Origin of the sequence: Tardiphaga sp. 709, from assembly GCF_032401055.1 — a bacterium.
GTDB lineage: Bacteria > Pseudomonadota > Alphaproteobacteria > Rhizobiales > Xanthobacteraceae > Tardiphaga.
The window spans coordinates 1,268,222-1,282,041 of sequence record NZ_CP135529.1 but is presented as its reverse complement, the minus strand read 5'-3'; the positions used below and the strand labels follow the sequence as shown (position 1 = coordinate 1,282,041).

At 61.6% G+C, this 13,820-nt stretch carries 16 protein-coding genes; 7 read left to right on the top strand and 9 right to left on the bottom strand.

What is annotated here, in order from left to right:
- Positions 1 to 13 precede the first annotated feature (13 nt).
- Positions 14 to 331 (bottom strand): co-chaperone GroES, encoded by a 318-nt coding sequence (locus tag RSO67_RS06740; protein ID WP_089264960.1) that lies wholly within the window; start codon positions 329 to 331, stop codon positions 14 to 16.
- A 419-nt stretch (positions 332 to 750) separates the two neighbouring features.
- Between RSO67_RS06740 and RSO67_RS06735 the strand changes: the two genes are divergently transcribed.
- The 3 genes from RSO67_RS06735 (at position 751) to RSO67_RS06725 (ending at position 2,851) form a co-directional block, all read left to right on the top strand.
- A complete protein-coding gene (locus tag RSO67_RS06735) occupies positions 751 to 1,035 on the top strand; it encodes an usg protein (RefSeq protein WP_068736319.1) in 285 nt (94 codons plus the stop codon).
- Between the two features lie 107 nt (positions 1,036 to 1,142).
- The gene (locus RSO67_RS06730; protein ID WP_315842855.1) at positions 1,143 to 1,688 is read left to right on the top strand and encodes a cupin domain-containing protein; all 546 of its coding nucleotides are present in this window, start codon (positions 1,143 to 1,145) and stop codon (positions 1,686 to 1,688) included.
- A 101-nt stretch (positions 1,689 to 1,789) separates the two neighbouring features.
- The gene (locus RSO67_RS06725; protein WP_315842854.1) at positions 1,790 to 2,851 is read left to right on the top strand and encodes a dipeptidase; all 1,062 of its coding nucleotides are present in this window, start codon (positions 1,790 to 1,792) and stop codon (positions 2,849 to 2,851) included.
- Between the two features lie 19 nt (positions 2,852 to 2,870).
- On the opposite strand, the gene RSO67_RS06720 is transcribed toward RSO67_RS06725, so the two are convergent.
- From RSO67_RS06720 to RSO67_RS06690, 7 genes are all read right to left on the bottom strand, one after another.
- Entirely contained in the window at positions 2,871 to 4,121 is a 1,251-nt protein-coding gene (locus RSO67_RS06720; protein WP_315842853.1) for a NupC/NupG family nucleoside CNT transporter, read from the bottom strand.
- A gap of 78 nt (positions 4,122 to 4,199) precedes the next feature.
- Positions 4,200 to 4,958 (bottom strand): SDR family oxidoreductase, encoded by a 759-nt coding sequence (locus tag RSO67_RS06715; RefSeq protein WP_068736102.1) that lies wholly within the window; start codon positions 4,956 to 4,958, stop codon positions 4,200 to 4,202.
- A gap of 22 nt (positions 4,959 to 4,980) precedes the next feature.
- Positions 4,981 to 5,469 (bottom strand): GNAT family N-acetyltransferase, encoded by a 489-nt coding sequence (locus RSO67_RS06710; protein WP_315842852.1) that lies wholly within the window; start codon positions 5,467 to 5,469, stop codon positions 4,981 to 4,983.
- Between the two features lie 41 nt (positions 5,470 to 5,510).
- Positions 5,511 to 6,257: a proteasome-type protease gene (locus tag RSO67_RS06705; RefSeq protein ID WP_315842851.1), complete on the bottom strand. Its 747-nt coding sequence runs from the start codon at positions 6,255 to 6,257 to the stop codon at positions 5,511 to 5,513.
- Between the two features lie 78 nt (positions 6,258 to 6,335).
- Positions 6,336 to 7,178, bottom strand: coding sequence for a transglutaminase family protein (locus RSO67_RS06700; protein ID WP_315842850.1), 843 nt, complete (start codon positions 7,176 to 7,178; stop codon positions 6,336 to 6,338).
- A gap of 40 nt (positions 7,179 to 7,218) precedes the next feature.
- On the bottom strand, positions 7,219 to 8,163 hold the full coding sequence (locus tag RSO67_RS06695) for an alpha-E domain-containing protein (protein ID WP_068736110.1): 945 nt from the start codon (positions 8,161 to 8,163) through the stop codon (positions 7,219 to 7,221).
- Between the two features lie 62 nt (positions 8,164 to 8,225).
- Complete coding sequence (locus RSO67_RS06690) at positions 8,226 to 9,644, bottom strand: circularly permuted type 2 ATP-grasp protein (protein WP_315842849.1); 1,419 nt, start codon at positions 9,642 to 9,644, stop codon at positions 8,226 to 8,228.
- A 221-nt stretch (positions 9,645 to 9,865) separates the two neighbouring features.
- On the opposite strand from RSO67_RS06690, the gene RSO67_RS06685 reads away from it, so the two are divergent.
- From RSO67_RS06685 to RSO67_RS06675, 3 genes are all read left to right on the top strand, one after another.
- Positions 9,866 to 10,600, top strand: coding sequence for a competence/damage-inducible protein A (locus RSO67_RS06685; protein WP_309948719.1), 735 nt, complete (start codon positions 9,866 to 9,868; stop codon positions 10,598 to 10,600).
- 73 nt (positions 10,601 to 10,673) lie between these two features.
- On the top strand, positions 10,674 to 11,198 hold the full coding sequence (gene gpt, locus RSO67_RS06680; protein WP_068736116.1) for a xanthine phosphoribosyltransferase: 525 nt from the start codon (positions 10,674 to 10,676) through the stop codon (positions 11,196 to 11,198).
- A 23-nt stretch (positions 11,199 to 11,221) separates the two neighbouring features.
- Positions 11,222 to 11,845: a hypothetical protein gene (locus RSO67_RS06675; RefSeq protein ID WP_315842848.1), complete on the top strand. Its 624-nt coding sequence runs from the start codon at positions 11,222 to 11,224 to the stop codon at positions 11,843 to 11,845.
- Positions 11,846 to 11,957: 112 nt separating this feature from the next.
- Here the strand turns inward: RSO67_RS06675 and RSO67_RS06670 are convergent, their stop codons facing one another.
- Positions 11,958 to 12,980 carry a methionine synthase gene (locus tag RSO67_RS06670; RefSeq protein ID WP_315842847.1) on the bottom strand — a complete coding sequence of 341 codons (1,023 nt, stop codon included), beginning with the start codon at positions 12,978 to 12,980 and terminating at the stop codon, positions 11,958 to 11,960.
- Between the two features lie 134 nt (positions 12,981 to 13,114).
- On the opposite strand from RSO67_RS06670, the gene RSO67_RS06665 reads away from it, so the two are divergent.
- Positions 13,115 to 13,819: a glutathione S-transferase N-terminal domain-containing protein gene (locus tag RSO67_RS06665; protein WP_315842846.1), complete on the top strand. Its 705-nt coding sequence runs from the start codon at positions 13,115 to 13,117 to the stop codon at positions 13,817 to 13,819.
- Position 13,820 lies beyond the last annotated feature (1 nt).

Genomic DNA, 13,820 nt, shown 5'->3' with positions numbered 1-13,820 from the left:
GGGGAAAAGGCGCTTAAGCGGCCTTCTTCTTGGCGGGAGCGGCACCTTCGAGGACGCCCATGATGTCGCTTTCCTTCATGATCAGCAGGTCCTGACCATCGATCTTGACCTCGGTGCCCGACCACTTGCCGAACAGCACGCGCTCGCCGACCTTCAGATCGATCGGGATCAGCTTGCCGGCTTCGTCGCGGCCGCCCGGGCCGACGGAGACGATCTCGCCCTGGGAGGGCTTCTCTTTGGCGCTATCCGGAATGATGATGCCGCCAGCGGACTTCTCTTCGGCGTCGATACGCTTGACCACAACGCGATCGTGAAGCGGACGGAATTTCATGCAGTCCTCCTAAGTTTCTGTAGATGCTTGAGAAATTTAAATTGGCAGTCTGAGCCAACAAGTGCCAGCGCAGCTGGTCCGGACATAGGCCGAACGTTCCCCACCGGCAAGGGTCTGTATCAAATATTTTGGCACTCAAATATGACGGGTGCCAGAATTGGTTAAAATCCTCCGATACCGGCCATCGAATGCGTTAGCATTCGCGGTAAGCTGCTGCTAACGCTCGACTTTCAACTCATTATTAAACTTTTAAGCTTGTGATGAAGACGTTGCTTGCGTCACATTTCATGCATCGTGTTGTCATGGGCGAAGTGGAAGCCGGTTCGCTGCAGTCAGCACGGTCACAGGAGAGCAGAGCGAAGTTCGACGTCAAACCGGAATCCACTTAGCCGAATGCGCTCTGTCCATGGAGGTTGAACATGGTCTCGAGAAATGCAGCTTCTGACGATTTCAGAAAGCAGGTGCTTGGCTACGGACTGACGACGGCGCAGATCCTCTACCGCATGCCCGATCACCCCTCGCTGCTGCAGACCTATGTCTGGCAGAACTATGATCTGTTTCCGAAGTTTCCCGCGCTGAAGGATTTCCTGGATTTCTGGCAAGAGAAGCTCGATGGCCCGCTCTTTGCGGTAACCGTCGCGCATTCGAAACTGATCAAGCCAGCCGAGCTTCGTGCAGTGGATGGCGTCTTCCGGTTGCACTAGTCCGCGCCCCTCAACGCGCCGGATGAATTGCCGCTGTGCTGAACTACAGCTAGGTTCCCAGACGCGCTGGCCGTTTGTTAGGCATTGCGCCGGGTGGGAAACACGACATGGCGAAGCTGAAGCGAACGTCAAAGAGCGCGGCGAAAACGGCTGCGACGAAGAAGCCTGCGACACAGGCAGTAGCGAAAGCGGCAAAGCTCTCTGTTGGTAAGCCGGCCAAGGCGAGCACAAAAGCTGTCGCCAAGACCGCGGCGAAACCCGGCCCGCGCCGCAAGCAACGCGTCGCGATCAGCCACTATCAGGAAGAAGCATTTCTCGGCGACGGCCTGCGCGCTTATGCGAAGTATCGCGATCTCGGCGTCGCCGCTGCGACCGGAGGTTTGGCACACGCGCATGTCATCCGGCTGATCGGACCTTGCGATCCGAAAGAGGTCTCCAAACTTCACTATCACGATGCCGAGTTTCAGCTGGTCTATGTGCTGAACGGCTGGGTGAAGACTTACATGGAGGGCGAGGGCGAGACATTGATGCGCCAGGGCTCGAGCTGGACCCAGCCGCCGCGCGTCAGGCATCTGATCCGCGATTACTCCGACAATTGCGAATTGCTTGAAGTGATCCTTCCGGCGGAATTCAAGACGGTGGAAGTCCGGTAGTTCGCGTGCGGAAATGCGACGCGTGCCTTGTTTGCGCGTCGCAGCGGCGTTGAATCAGCTATGCTGAGCCCGTCGCTGCCCTGGCCCTCAACGAGTATCTTATGACTGCATCCGTTCCGGTTTTCGACGGTCACAACGATGTGCTGCTGCGGCTGTACAAATCGCAATCGCACGATCCGGTATCCGACTTCCTGACCGGGGAAGCCGCCGGTCACATCGACCTGCCGAAGGCGAAGGCCGGCGCGTTCGTCGGCGGGCTGTTCGCGCTATATTCGCCGGCGGCTCAGGCGTCAGCGGGATTCATGGCGCAGATGACGGGCGGACGCTACGCCGTGCCGCTTCCCGAGCCGCTGACGATGGACGAGGCCCGCAATTCCGTCGTCGCCGAACTGGCCATCCTGCTGCAGCTCGAACGCGCTTCCGCAGGCGCGGTGGCGATCTGCACCACCACCGCCGAAATCCGGTCCGCCATTGAGCGCAAGGCGCTGGCCGTGGTGGTCCATCTGGAAGGCGCGGAGGCCATCGACGCCGAGCTCAGATTCCTCGACGTTCTCTATGCGGCGGGGTTGCGGTCGATCGGGCCGGTGTGGAGCCGGACCAACATCTTCGGCCATGGCGTGCCGTTTCACTTCCCGTCCGGGCCCGATCTCGGCGACGGTCTCACCGCGGCCGGCGAGCGGTTGATCGGCGCCTGCAATGACCTGAAGATTCTGGTCGACCTGTCGCACATCACCGAGAAGGGCTTTTGGGATGTGGCGCGGCTGTCGAAGGCGCCGCTGGTGGCGACCCATTCCAATGCCCATGCGCTGTGCCCGTCGCCGCGCAATCTCACCGACAAGCAGCTCGCCGCGATCCGCGACACCGGCGGCATGGTCGGCCTGAATTTCGCGACCTGCTTCCTGCGCCCCGACGGCAGCATGCGGCCCGACACCGGCATCGAGCTAATGGTGCAGCAGATCGACTATCTGCTGGAGAAGCTGGGCGAGGATCACGTCGGGCTGGGATCGGATTTCGACGGCGCGGTGGTGCCCGAGGCCATCGACTCCGCCGCGGGCCTGCAGGCGCTGTTCCTGGCCTTGCGCGACAAGGGCTATTCCGAGACGCTGCTCGGCAAGCTCGGCTCGGGCAACTGGCTCGATCTGCTGCAGCGGACGATCGGCTGACCGGCGCTGGCGGCGTATCTCAGGTGAGCATGCCGACGATCGCGCCCATCAGGCAGGTCGTCAGCGTCCCCGAGACGATCGACTTCACACCGAGCGCGTTGATTTCGTTACGACGTTCCGGCGCCATGGTGCCCAGGCCTCCGATCATAATTCCGAGGCTGGCAAAATTTGCAAATCCGCACAGCGCATAAAGCATAATGAGGCGCGAGCGTGCATCCAGCGCATCGGGACCGAGCTTCGCCAATTGAACATAGGCGATCAACTCGTTGAGGATCGTCTTGACGCCCATCAGCGAGCCCGCGGTCAGCGCCTGGTCCCACGGCAGGCCCATCAGCCAGCACACCGGTGCCATCACGTAACCCAGCATGCGCTGTACTGACAGCGTGTTGCCTCCCACGGTGGGCATCATCATGAGGATCGCGTTCATGAGATACATCAGCGCCACGAACACCAGCAGCAGGGCGATGATGTTGACGAGTAGCTCGATGCCTGCACTCGTGCCCTTGACGATCGCATCTATCGTGCTCGTGGCCGATGCGTCCGGATTGGCGAGCAATCCACCGGTGCGACGATCCTCCGTCTCAGGCACCATGATCAGGCTGACAAGGATCGCAGCTGGCGCCGAGAGCACGGAAGCAATCACGAAATGCGCCGATGCATCGGAGATCAGTGGCGCCATGAAAGTGGCGTAGAGCACCAGCACTGTACCGGCGATCCCCGCCATACCGCCCGTCATCACCAGAAACAGTTCGCTGCGCGTGAGCTGCGCGAGGTAAGGGCGAATAAACAACGGGGCCTCGACCATGCCCAGAAAGATGTTCGCGGCCGTTGACAGTCCGACCGCGCCGCCGATGCCGAGCGTGCGTTCGAGCAGCCACGCCATGCCGCGCACGATCGGCGGCAGGATACGCCAGTAGAACAACAGGCTGGTCAGCACGCTGATGACCAGCACCACGGGAAGTGCTTGAAGCGCGAGAACGAAATCCGCGCCGGGATTCTTGAGATCGAACGGCAATGCGCCGCCGCCGAGATAACCGAACACGAAGGATGTGCCAGCACGCGACGCTGCGGCGATGGTACTGACAGCATCGTTGATGCTGCTGAAGGCGCGCGTCACGACGGGAAGCTTAAGCAGGATCACGGCAGCGACGATCGTCAATGCGAGACCGATCGCGGCCTGTCTCAGCGACACCTTGCTGCGGTTTTCACCGAGCGCCCAGGCGATCCCCAAAAGTGCGATGACGCCGAACGCCGATTGTAGCTGCAGCATAAATCCCCCGAAACCGCGGCGATGATGCCGCGGCTTCCCATGTCATGCAATCGCAATGCCGCTGGGGCAGGTTACGTTTTAGCCGCGTCCGACGAACGGCATCTTTGTCGCCATGACCGTCATGGTCAGCACATTGGCGTCGAGCGGCAGGCCAGCCATATAGGCGACAGCGTCGCCGACGGCTTTGGCGTCCATGCGTGGCTCCTGCTTCGAGGTGCCGTCGGGCTGCAGCACGCCGGGGCCGTTGACCATGCGGTCGGTCATGGGTGTGGCGGCGTTGCCGATATCGACCTGGCCGACGGCGATGTCATAGGCGCGGCCGTCGAGATTGCTGGCCTTGGTCAAGCCGGTGATGGCGTGTTTGGTCGACGTGTAGGCGGCGGAGAACGGGCGCGGTGCATGCGCCGAGATCGAGCCATTATTGATGATGCGGCCGCCGCGGGGCGTCTGATCCTTCATGATGCGGAAGGCGTGCTGCGTGCACAGGAACGGCGCGGTGAGATTAGTGTTCACCACAGCCTGCCACTGTTCGAGGCCGAGGTCTTCGAACGGAATCGCGGGCGCGCCCATGCCGGCATTGTTGAACAGCACGTCGAGCCGGCCGAATTCCTGCATGGTCCTAGCGAACAGCGCGGCAATGGAGGCGGGGTCCGCCATGTCGGCGCTCACGGGGAGGCTCTTGCCGCCATTGGCCGCGCCGAGCTTTTGGGTCTCTTGCAGCAGTTCGAGCCGGCGACCGGCGAGCACGACGGTGAAGCCCGCATTCATCAGCGCGAGCGATGCGGCACGGCCGACGCCGGTGCCAGCTCCGGTCACAAGTGCGATCTTGTTGGTCATCTGTTTCGTCCCTGTTTTCTTTTTACGAGAGGTCTTTTTGAGTGAGGTCCCGGACCATGAAACGTGCGTTGTCGCCGTAGCTTTGCAGTTTTTGATCCAGTTCGGAATCGCGCATGATGGTGAAATCGTGCCGTTGCCAAAAATGAACTGAATTGTTGACGGCAACAAGCGTCATGTTGGGCAGTTGCATCAGCCGGGCGCGTGCCGCCATCATATCGACGGCCACAGTCGCCGCGCCGGATCTGCGGGTTTCGGGCAGCAATGCGAGATCGTGAATGTAGAAGGTCGAGGGCGCTGCGGGCATTGTCAGCAGGCTGTTCAGTGACGGCGGCTCCCTGAATTGCCAGGGATGGCTGACGAGATAACCCTTGATCCCGTCCTGGGCTTCGAGCACGGCGCAACCGTTGGGATCGAGCGCCAGGCGGTTCGCGAACACGACCTCATCTTCGGGGAAATCGGGATGAACGGCATCGGCGATGGCGAGGACGGACGACAGATCTGCCTCCGTCATGATGCGCCATTTCATCGGGGCGGCAGTCATCGCGGCCGCGCTCAATTGTCTTTCTTGTAGGGCGGGCGCGGAATGTTTTGATGTGCCGCGCGCAGTGCTGCCGACCAGCGCGAGCGCAGGTCGTGGAAATAGGGCTCGCCGGCTTCGATACGGTGATTGAGATCGGCATCGCAGACATCGGCGCGCACCACCAGCACATCGATCGGCAGGCCGACGCCGATATTCGAGCGCATGGTCGAGTCCATCGAGATCAGGCCGGTCTTGAGCGCCTCGTACAATTCGACGTCGTAATGCATCGCGCGGTCGAGTACCGGCTTGCCGTATTTGTGCTCGCCGATCTGCAGATAGGGTGTGTCCACCGTGCATTCGATGAAATTGCCGGCCGGGTAGATCATGAACAGCCGCATCTTGGCGCCCTTGATCTGGCCGCCGAACAGGAACGAGACGTCGAAATTGATATCCTCGGCCTCCAGCGCCTTGCCCTCGGTAGCGTTGACGTGCCGGATGGCGCGGCCGATGCGCTGCGCAGCCTGAAACATCGTAGGTGCGTTCAGCAGGGTCTCCAGCTCGCCGGTGGTCGGGTTCTCGAGGCCCTCGCTCAGGGTGGAGAGCACCGACTGGCTGATTGCCAGATTGCCCGCGGAGGCCACCGCCATGATGCGGTCGCCGGGCTGGTTGAAGATATGCAGTTTGCGGAAGGTCGAGATATTGTCGAGCCCGGCATTGGTGCGCGTGTCCGCGATCATCACCAGGCCGTCCTTGACGAGAATTCCGCAGCAATAAGTCATCGTCGGTCCCTTAATCAGGGAAGCGTCTTACGCGGTGGGTATCGACCGGGCAACCTCGGAAAACCAGTTTGAGGTTGTTCAGGACTGGCTCTGCGACTGCGACTGGCCGCGGCCATTGGCCTGATCGACCTTGACGGCGACGGTCAGGGTTTCCGTGCCGCCGCCATAACGGGTGCCGCGGACAGGGGCTGCGCCAAGGTAATCCAGGCCGATGGCAACGCGGGCATGGGCGTCGGTGGTGCAGATGGCATTGGCAGGGTCGAAGCCGACCCAGCCGAGATCCGGCACGTAGGCCTCGGCCCAGGCATGCCCGGCCTGCTGGTTGGTCTCGCCATCGGCACGCCAGAAATGGCCGGAGACGAAGCGGGCAGGGACGCCGGCCGAGCGGGCACAGGCGATGAAGATATGCGCGTAATCCTGGCAGACGCCACGCTTGCCGATGAAGGCCTCGCTGGCCGAGGTGCCGGTGCTGGTTGGATCGACGTCGAAGGTCATGTGCTCGTTGATGGCCATCATCAGCGCGTGCAGGAAGCCGAGCACGTCGGTTTCGGCGCTTGGCGCAAGGTCCTTGGCAAAAGCCTGCATCGCTGCGCTGGCGTCGGTCAGGTCGGTCTGGCGCAGGAAGAAGCTCGGCGGAAATCGCTCATCGGTGCCCTTCAGCACGCCCCCGGTGTCCTGGGTGTCGATCAGGCCTTCGACGGTCACGGTGAGGTCGGCGATCGGCCCATGGGTCAGCACATGGGTCACATTGCCGAATGCATCTTCATGGAGATCGAGGCGGGAATCGGTGGAGACGTCGATCTGCCACTCGGCGACATACTGGCCGTCATGGCTGCCCGGCGTCATCCGCAAAATCTGGATCACGCCCGAAGCCGGCGGCTCGTAGCGATAGGTCGTCGAATGGGCGATACGCAGGCGCATGGCAACGTGTCCGAATCTGCAGATGAGCCGGGACGCTAGCTCAAATCAGGTATTGTTTGGCAATGATGTCGCCCAGACGGCTGTTATCTGCAATGAATTCCTGGATGAATTCATGCAACCCATGCTGGAAAATATCCTGCATGTTGCTGTGTTCGAGCCGGTTTCGGACGCCGCGGGCGTGGCGCTGCGCTGCGCCCTGACGGCCATAGGACACGCCGATCTGGTCGAGATTGCGGACCAGATTGCCATAGCAGCTCGCCAGCGAGCGCGGCAGCGTGTCGTTGAGGATCAGCAGGTCGGCGATCAGCCAGGGCTTCAGCGTCTCGCGATAGACCCAGTGATAGGCCGTCAGCGCGGAGACCGAGCGTAGGATCGAAGTCCACTGATAGTAGTCGAGCGGGCCGCCGACATGTTCGTCCTCGGGCAGCAGCAGATGATATTTGACGTCGAGAATGCGCGCGGTGTTGTCGGCGCGCTCCAGATGCAGGCCGAGCCGCGAGAACCAGTAGGCGTCGTTGCGCAACATGGTCCGGTAGGCTGAGCCGTCGAAGCGCAGCGATGTTTCCTGCACGAAGCGGAGGAAGTTCGCCAGTTGCTCGCGTGTCTTGGCGCCGCCGCTCCAGGCGGATTGCAGCTCCAGCCACGCGCTGTTGATCGTGTCCCACATCTCGCCGGTCAGTGCGGTGCGGACCGAGCGCGAGTTCAGGCGTGCGGCTTCGATGCAGTTGCGGATCGAGGAGGGATTGGCCGTCGAGAACGAGAGATATTCGACGACATTGGTCTCGTTGGCTTCCTCATAGATCTCGTAAAAGGCCGCGCTGACGCCTGCGGTCAGTAACGCCGAATCCCATTCGTTGGTCTGGCCGATATAGGTATTCGGCAGCGCGGTGACGCGCAGTGTCGCCTCGATCGTGCGCGCGAGATATTCGGCGCGTTCGACATAGCGGGCTAGCCAGTAAAGGTTCTCGGCGGTGCGCGACAGCATGCGGGGATGTTACTCTTTGAAAATTGGGTCGTCGGTCGAAGTCCGGTTGCCTATATCGAGAGTTATTCGTCCAGTATCCATGTGTCCTTGGTGCCGCCGCCCTGGCTGGAATTCACCACCAGCGAGCCTTCCTTCAGCGCGACGCGGGTCAACCCGCCTGCGACGATGGAGACGTTCTTGCTGCCGGTGAGCACGAAGGGACGAAGATCGACATGCCGCGGTGCGAGGCCTGACTCGGTGCAGGTCGGGCAGGTCGAGAGCGCCAGCGTCGGCTGGGCGATGAAGCCTTCCGGCTCGCGCTTCAGCTTGTCGCGGAAAGCTTCAATCGTTGCTTTTGTAGCAGCAGGCCCGATCAGCATGCCGTAACCGCCGGAGCCGTGGACTTCCTTGACGACGAGTTCGCTTAAGTGATCGAGCACATAAGCGAGATCGCCCGCTTCGCGACAGCGCCAGGTCGGAACGTTCTTCAGGATCGGCTCTTCGCCGAGATAGAACTTCACCACTTCCGGCATGTAGCTGTAGATCGCCTTGTCGTCGGCGATGCCGGTGCCGACTGCGTTGGCCAGCGTGACGTTGCCAGCCATATAGGCGGACATCAGGCCGGGGACGCCGAGCGCTGAATCCGGGCGGAAGGTGAGGGGATCGAGGAAATCGTCATCGACGCGGCGATAGATCACGTCGACGCGTTTGAGGCCTTCGGTGGTGCGCATGAAGACTTCATCGTTCTTGACGATGAGGTCGCGGCCCTCGACCAGTTCGACCCCGAGCTTGTCGGCGAGGAACGAGTGTTCGTAATAGGCCGAGTTGTAGACGCCGGGTGTCATCAGCGCAACGGTGGGCTCTGTCGAGGCCGAGCGCGGTGCGACGGAGCGCAGGCAGGACAATAGCTCGTCGGGATATTTCTCGACCGGCGCGACGCGATGCCGCGCGAACAGGTCGGGGAAAAGCCGCATCATGATCTCGCGGTTCTCCAACATGTAGGAGACGCCGGAGGGCGTGCGGGCATTGTCTTCGAGAACGAAGAATTCGTCCGGATTGGTGCGGACGATGTCGATCCCGGCAATGTGCACATAGACATCGTGGGGGACGTCCTGGCCGTTCATCTCCGGACGGAACACTGGATTCTGGAAGATCAGGTCATCGGGGATCAGGCCGGCGCGGAGAATATCCCGGCCGTGATAGATGTCCTTGAGGAACATGTTGATGGCGCGGGTGCGCTGCTTCAGGCCCTTTTCCAGCAGGGTCCATTCCTTGCCGGAAATGATCCGCGGAATGACGTCGAAGGGGATCAGCCGTTCGGTGGATTCGGAGTCGCCGTAAACCGCGAAGGTGATGCCGATCCGGCGGAACAGCAGCTCCGCTTCCTGGCGGCGATGTTCCAAAGCGTCCGGAGGCGTCTCCTTGAGCCAGCGGGAGAGTTCTTCATAGGCCGGGCGGAGCTCGCCTTGAGGCCCGTTCATTTCGTCGAACGCGACTGCCATGTACCCTGACTGTTGTTTCGAGGCCGTACGGAGATTGCACGACTGAAAGGGATGGTAGCAAGGGGCGGGCCAGCACGATATGCATTCAACAAGAGCAATTCGTATGAGATGCGTGTAAAGCTGCCTGAAAAAACGGCTGGACGCTGCTCGTTTCGGCAGCAAAACCCCGTGACATCGGGACTTTGCCTGCGCATGGTCCCGGGAATGGTAGGGAACGACAAATGACCGAGATTGTAACTGCGGGCATCCTGGTGATTGGCGACGAGATTCTGTCAGGCCGGACCAAGGACAAGAACATCGGCTTCATCGCTGAGTATCTCACCAATATCGGCATCGATCTCAAGGAAGTCCGCGTCGTCTCCGACGACGAGCCGGACATCATCGCTGCGCTCGATGCGCTGCGTAAACGCTACACCTACGTTTTTACCACTGGCGGCATCGGCCCCACCCACGATGACATCACAGCGGATGCGGTCGCCAAGGCGTTCGGCGTCAAGATCGATCATCATCCCGAAGTGGTCGCACGTTTCCAGGAGCGCTTCGGCGCCGACCTGAACGAAGCCCGGCTGCGGATGGCACGCATCCCTGACGGCGCCGACCTGATCCAGAGCGCGACCATTCTGGCGCCCGGCTTCAAGATTGACAATGTGATCGTGATGGCCGGCGTGCCGACGATCATGCAGGCGATGATGGACATCGTGTCGCCGAAGCTGAAATCTGGTTTGCGGATGCTATCCGATACGGTGAAGGCCAATGCGCGGGAGGGGGACGTCGGTGGTCCGCTGCGCGATATCGCGAAGGCGCATCCGGATACGATCATCGGCAGCTATCCGTTCATGGACGAACAGGGCAAGCCGAACACCAATCTGGTGGTGCGTTCGCGCGATCAGGATAAGCTCAATGCGGCAATGGAGGCCGTCAAAGCGATGTTGGCGACAATCAACGCGCCTAAGTGAAATCAAGAGTGAACTAACGAGTAGATCAACATAAGTCCGGCCGCCTGAGGGCGACCGATGTGAGGAGACGAACATGGCCGATCATCCGGAATTGAGTGCTGAGGAGCGCGCCGGCAAGGCATTCCCGGTGTCCTGGGATCAATTCCATCGCGATTGCCGCGCGCTGACCTGGCGGCTGAACAGCGCCGGTCCATTTCATGCGATCATCGCCATCACCCGTGGCGGGCTTGTGCCGGCTGCGATCGTGGCGCGCGAGCTCGGCGTCCGTGTCATCGATACGGTGTGCATCGCGAGCTATGAGCACAACAAGCGCGGCGAGTTGCAGGTACTGAAGGGGCTCTCGGCCGATGCGTTGAAACTCGGCGGCGGCGACGGCAAGGGCCTCTTGATCATCGACGACCTCGTCGATACCGGCAAGACGGCGCGCATCGTTCGCGACATGCTGCCGAAAGCTCACTTCGCGACTGTCTATGCCAAGCCGATGGGGCGGCCGCTGGTGGATACGTACATCACCGAAGTCTCGCAGGACACCTGGATCTTCTTTCCGTGGGATCTCGGCCTGTCGTTCCAGCCGCCGATGCGCGAAGGCGCGGGCTAGGCGCTCGTTGCGAGGAGACGCGATTGCCGCTGCAAAATCGTGTCATGCCGTCAGGCGATATCGTCGCGACACCGGAGCGCGGGACGTTCACCGGCAATCGTGGCATCATCCACGATCCTTCGACCAAAACGCTCCTGAACAGGCGCTGGTCCAATCCGGCCTGGATCACTTGCGTCTGCGAGTTTCGCGGGCGTCGCCGCGATGTGATGGCGACACGTAGCTGGACCGAGCTGTTCTTCCTCGACGAGGCCACATCCTTCGCCGCCGGTCACCGCCCATGCTTCTACTGCCGCCGTGATGACGCGAACCGCTTTCGCGCAGCGTGGGAGGAGGGCAACGGCGTCACGCGTGTGCGGGCGACGGAGATCGATGCGGTGCTGCATCGTGAGCGGGTGGATCACAGGAAGAAGCGAGTGCATCCGCTGGATGGAACGATTGCCGCACTGCCGGACGGAGCGATGGTGCAGGCGGGTGGTGAGAGCTTTCTGATCGCGCAGGGGTGTGCGCTGCGATGGTCGTTTGCCGGGTATAGCGTAGTGGATGTCGAGCTCGTCGACGCGCAATTGCTGACGCCGCCATCGACGCTGAATGCATTTCGCGCCGGCTATCGTCCGGTGCTGCATGCGAGTGCTGCCGCGGGAAACTAGAATTCGTCATGGCCGGGCTTGTCCCGGCCATCCATGTCTTTTCTTGCTTGGTGTTAAGACGTGGATGCCCGGCACAAGGCCGGGCATGACGGCGTTTGTTGCGGGGAACGTCTTACCCCAGTTTCTGCCTCGCCAGCTTCGCACCTGCACCCAGCGCCCTCAGCTTCGCCTCGGCGATATCGCGCTGCATCGGCGCCATGCCGCAATTGGTCGTCGGCACGATCTTGTCCTTCGGCACGTGCTTCATCACGGCCTCGATGGCGGCGACGACGTCTTCCGGCGTCTCGACCTCATCGCTGGCGACGTCGATCACACCGGCCTGCACGATCTTGTTCTTCAGCAGTCCCAGCAATTCCAGCGGCACGCGCGAATTGCGGCATTCGATGGCGACCTGCTGGATCGGGCTGGCGTCGATGGCGGGGAAGATCTCTTCATACTGTCGCCACTCGCTGCCGAGGGTTTCCTTCCAGTCGGTATTGGCCTTGATGCCGTAACCGTAGCAGATGTGAACCGCAGTCGCGCAAGTGAGGCCCTGCGCGGCGCGCTCCAGCGCCTTGACGCCCCAGTCGGCGGCTTCGTCCATGAAGACGTTGAAGGCAGGCTCGTCGAACTGGATCATGTCGACGCCGTCGGCCTGCAGCGCGAGCGCTTCCTGGTTCAGCAGTTCGGCGAAGGCAAAGGCCATCTTGACGCGGTCGCCGTAATAGCTGTCCGACAGGGTATCGATAATGGTCATTGGGCCGGGCAGCGTGAACTTGAACTTGTTCGTCGTATGCGCGCGGGCAGCCTGCGCCTCGAAGGCGTGCACGCGGCCCTTGAGCTGCAGCGGCGCGATCACCTGCGGCACCATCGCTTTGTAGCGGTCCTTGCGGATGCCCATCTCGACCTTGTGGGCGAAGTCGATGCCGTCGACCTTTTCCAGAAAGCCATGGACGAAATGCTGCCGCGCCTGCTCGCCTTCGGTGACGATGTCGACGCCGGCATCTTCCTGCACTTTCACCGCCAGCAGCGTCGCGTCGCGCTTGGCGCGCAGCAGTTCGTCGCCGGAGGAGCGCCAGGTCGGCCACAGCTTGTTCGGCTCGGCGAGCCATTCGGGCTTCGGCAGCGAGCCGGCGATGGTGGTTGGAAACAGCATTTGTTCGCTCCCCGGAAATTGTGTTTTGCGGAGGCCTATCTGCCACGTTCCTGACCCTCCGTATATGGGATTGGCGCATCCATAAGGGAGGGCTAGGATCGCCCAAAACGTATCGAGGACGCCGGGAAAATTACATGATCGACCTGCATTACGCACCGACGCCGAACGGCTGGAAAATCTCGATCATGCTGGAGGAATGCGGGCTGCCCTATACGGTCGTCCCGATGCAGCTCGGTCGCGGCGACCAGCACCAGCCGGAGTTTCTGAAACTCAGCCCCAACGGCCGCATGCCGGCCATTGTCGATCATGCGCCCGCCGATGGCGGCGCACCGGTCTCGATTTTCGAGAGCGGCGCAATCCTGATCTATCTCGCGGAGAAGTCCGGCCGGTTCATGCCGGCCGAGATGCGAAAGCGTTTCGACGTCATGCAATGGCTGATGTGGCAGATGGGCGGGCTCGGCCCCATGCTCGGCCAGAACGGACATTTCCTGCTCTATGCCCCCGAAAAGATTCCCTATGCGATGGATCGCTATACCCGCGAAGCCAAACGCCTGTACGGCGTACTCGATGCGCATCTCGGGGAAGGCCGCGATTACATCGCCGGCGACTACTCCATCGCCGACATGGCGTGCTTTCCGTGGATCATGACCCATAAGGCGCAGGGGCTGACGCTGGATGATTTCCCGAACGTGAAGCGCTGGTTTGCGCAGGTCCGCGCACGGCCGCAGGTGCAGGCGGGGCTTGCCGTCGGCAAGCAGGAGAAGAAGCCGATGGATGAGCAGGCGAGGAAGATCATGTTCGGTGTCGATGCACCGGCGCATGCGCAGGCGCAGCAATAGA

Coding starts and splice junctions, on each gene's coding strand:
- RSO67_RS06740 (WP_089264960.1), bottom strand. CDS start 331: ATGAAATTCCGTCCGCTTCACGATCGCGTTGTGGTCAAGCGTATCGAC.
- RSO67_RS06735 (WP_068736319.1), top strand. CDS start 751: ATGGTCTCGAGAAATGCAGCTTCTGACGATTTCAGAAAGCAGGTGCTT.
- RSO67_RS06730 (WP_315842855.1), top strand. CDS start 1,143: ATGGCGAAGCTGAAGCGAACGTCAAAGAGCGCGGCGAAAACGGCTGCG.
- RSO67_RS06725 (WP_315842854.1), top strand. CDS start 1,790: ATGACTGCATCCGTTCCGGTTTTCGACGGTCACAACGATGTGCTGCTG.
- RSO67_RS06720 (WP_315842853.1), bottom strand. CDS start 4,121: ATGCTGCAGCTACAATCGGCGTTCGGCGTCATCGCACTTTTGGGGATC.
- RSO67_RS06715 (WP_068736102.1), bottom strand. CDS start 4,958: ATGACCAACAAGATCGCACTTGTGACCGGAGCTGGCACCGGCGTCGGC.
- RSO67_RS06710 (WP_315842852.1), bottom strand. CDS start 5,469: ATGACGGAGGCAGATCTGTCGTCCGTCCTCGCCATCGCCGATGCCGTT.
- RSO67_RS06705 (WP_315842851.1), bottom strand. CDS start 6,257: ATGACTTATTGCTGCGGAATTCTCGTCAAGGACGGCCTGGTGATGATC.
- RSO67_RS06700 (WP_315842850.1), bottom strand. CDS start 7,178: ATGCGCCTGCGTATCGCCCATTCGACGACCTATCGCTACGAGCCGCCG.
- RSO67_RS06695 (WP_068736110.1), bottom strand. CDS start 8,163: ATGCTGTCGCGCACCGCCGAGAACCTTTACTGGCTAGCCCGCTATGTC.
- RSO67_RS06690 (WP_315842849.1), bottom strand. CDS start 9,644: ATGGCAGTCGCGTTCGACGAAATGAACGGGCCTCAAGGCGAGCTCCGC.
- RSO67_RS06685 (WP_309948719.1), top strand. CDS start 9,866: ATGACCGAGATTGTAACTGCGGGCATCCTGGTGATTGGCGACGAGATT.
- gpt (WP_068736116.1), top strand. CDS start 10,674: ATGGCCGATCATCCGGAATTGAGTGCTGAGGAGCGCGCCGGCAAGGCA.
- RSO67_RS06670 (WP_315842847.1), bottom strand. CDS start 12,980: ATGCTGTTTCCAACCACCATCGCCGGCTCGCTGCCGAAGCCCGAATGG.
- RSO67_RS06665 (WP_315842846.1), top strand. CDS start 13,115: ATGATCGACCTGCATTACGCACCGACGCCGAACGGCTGGAAAATCTCG.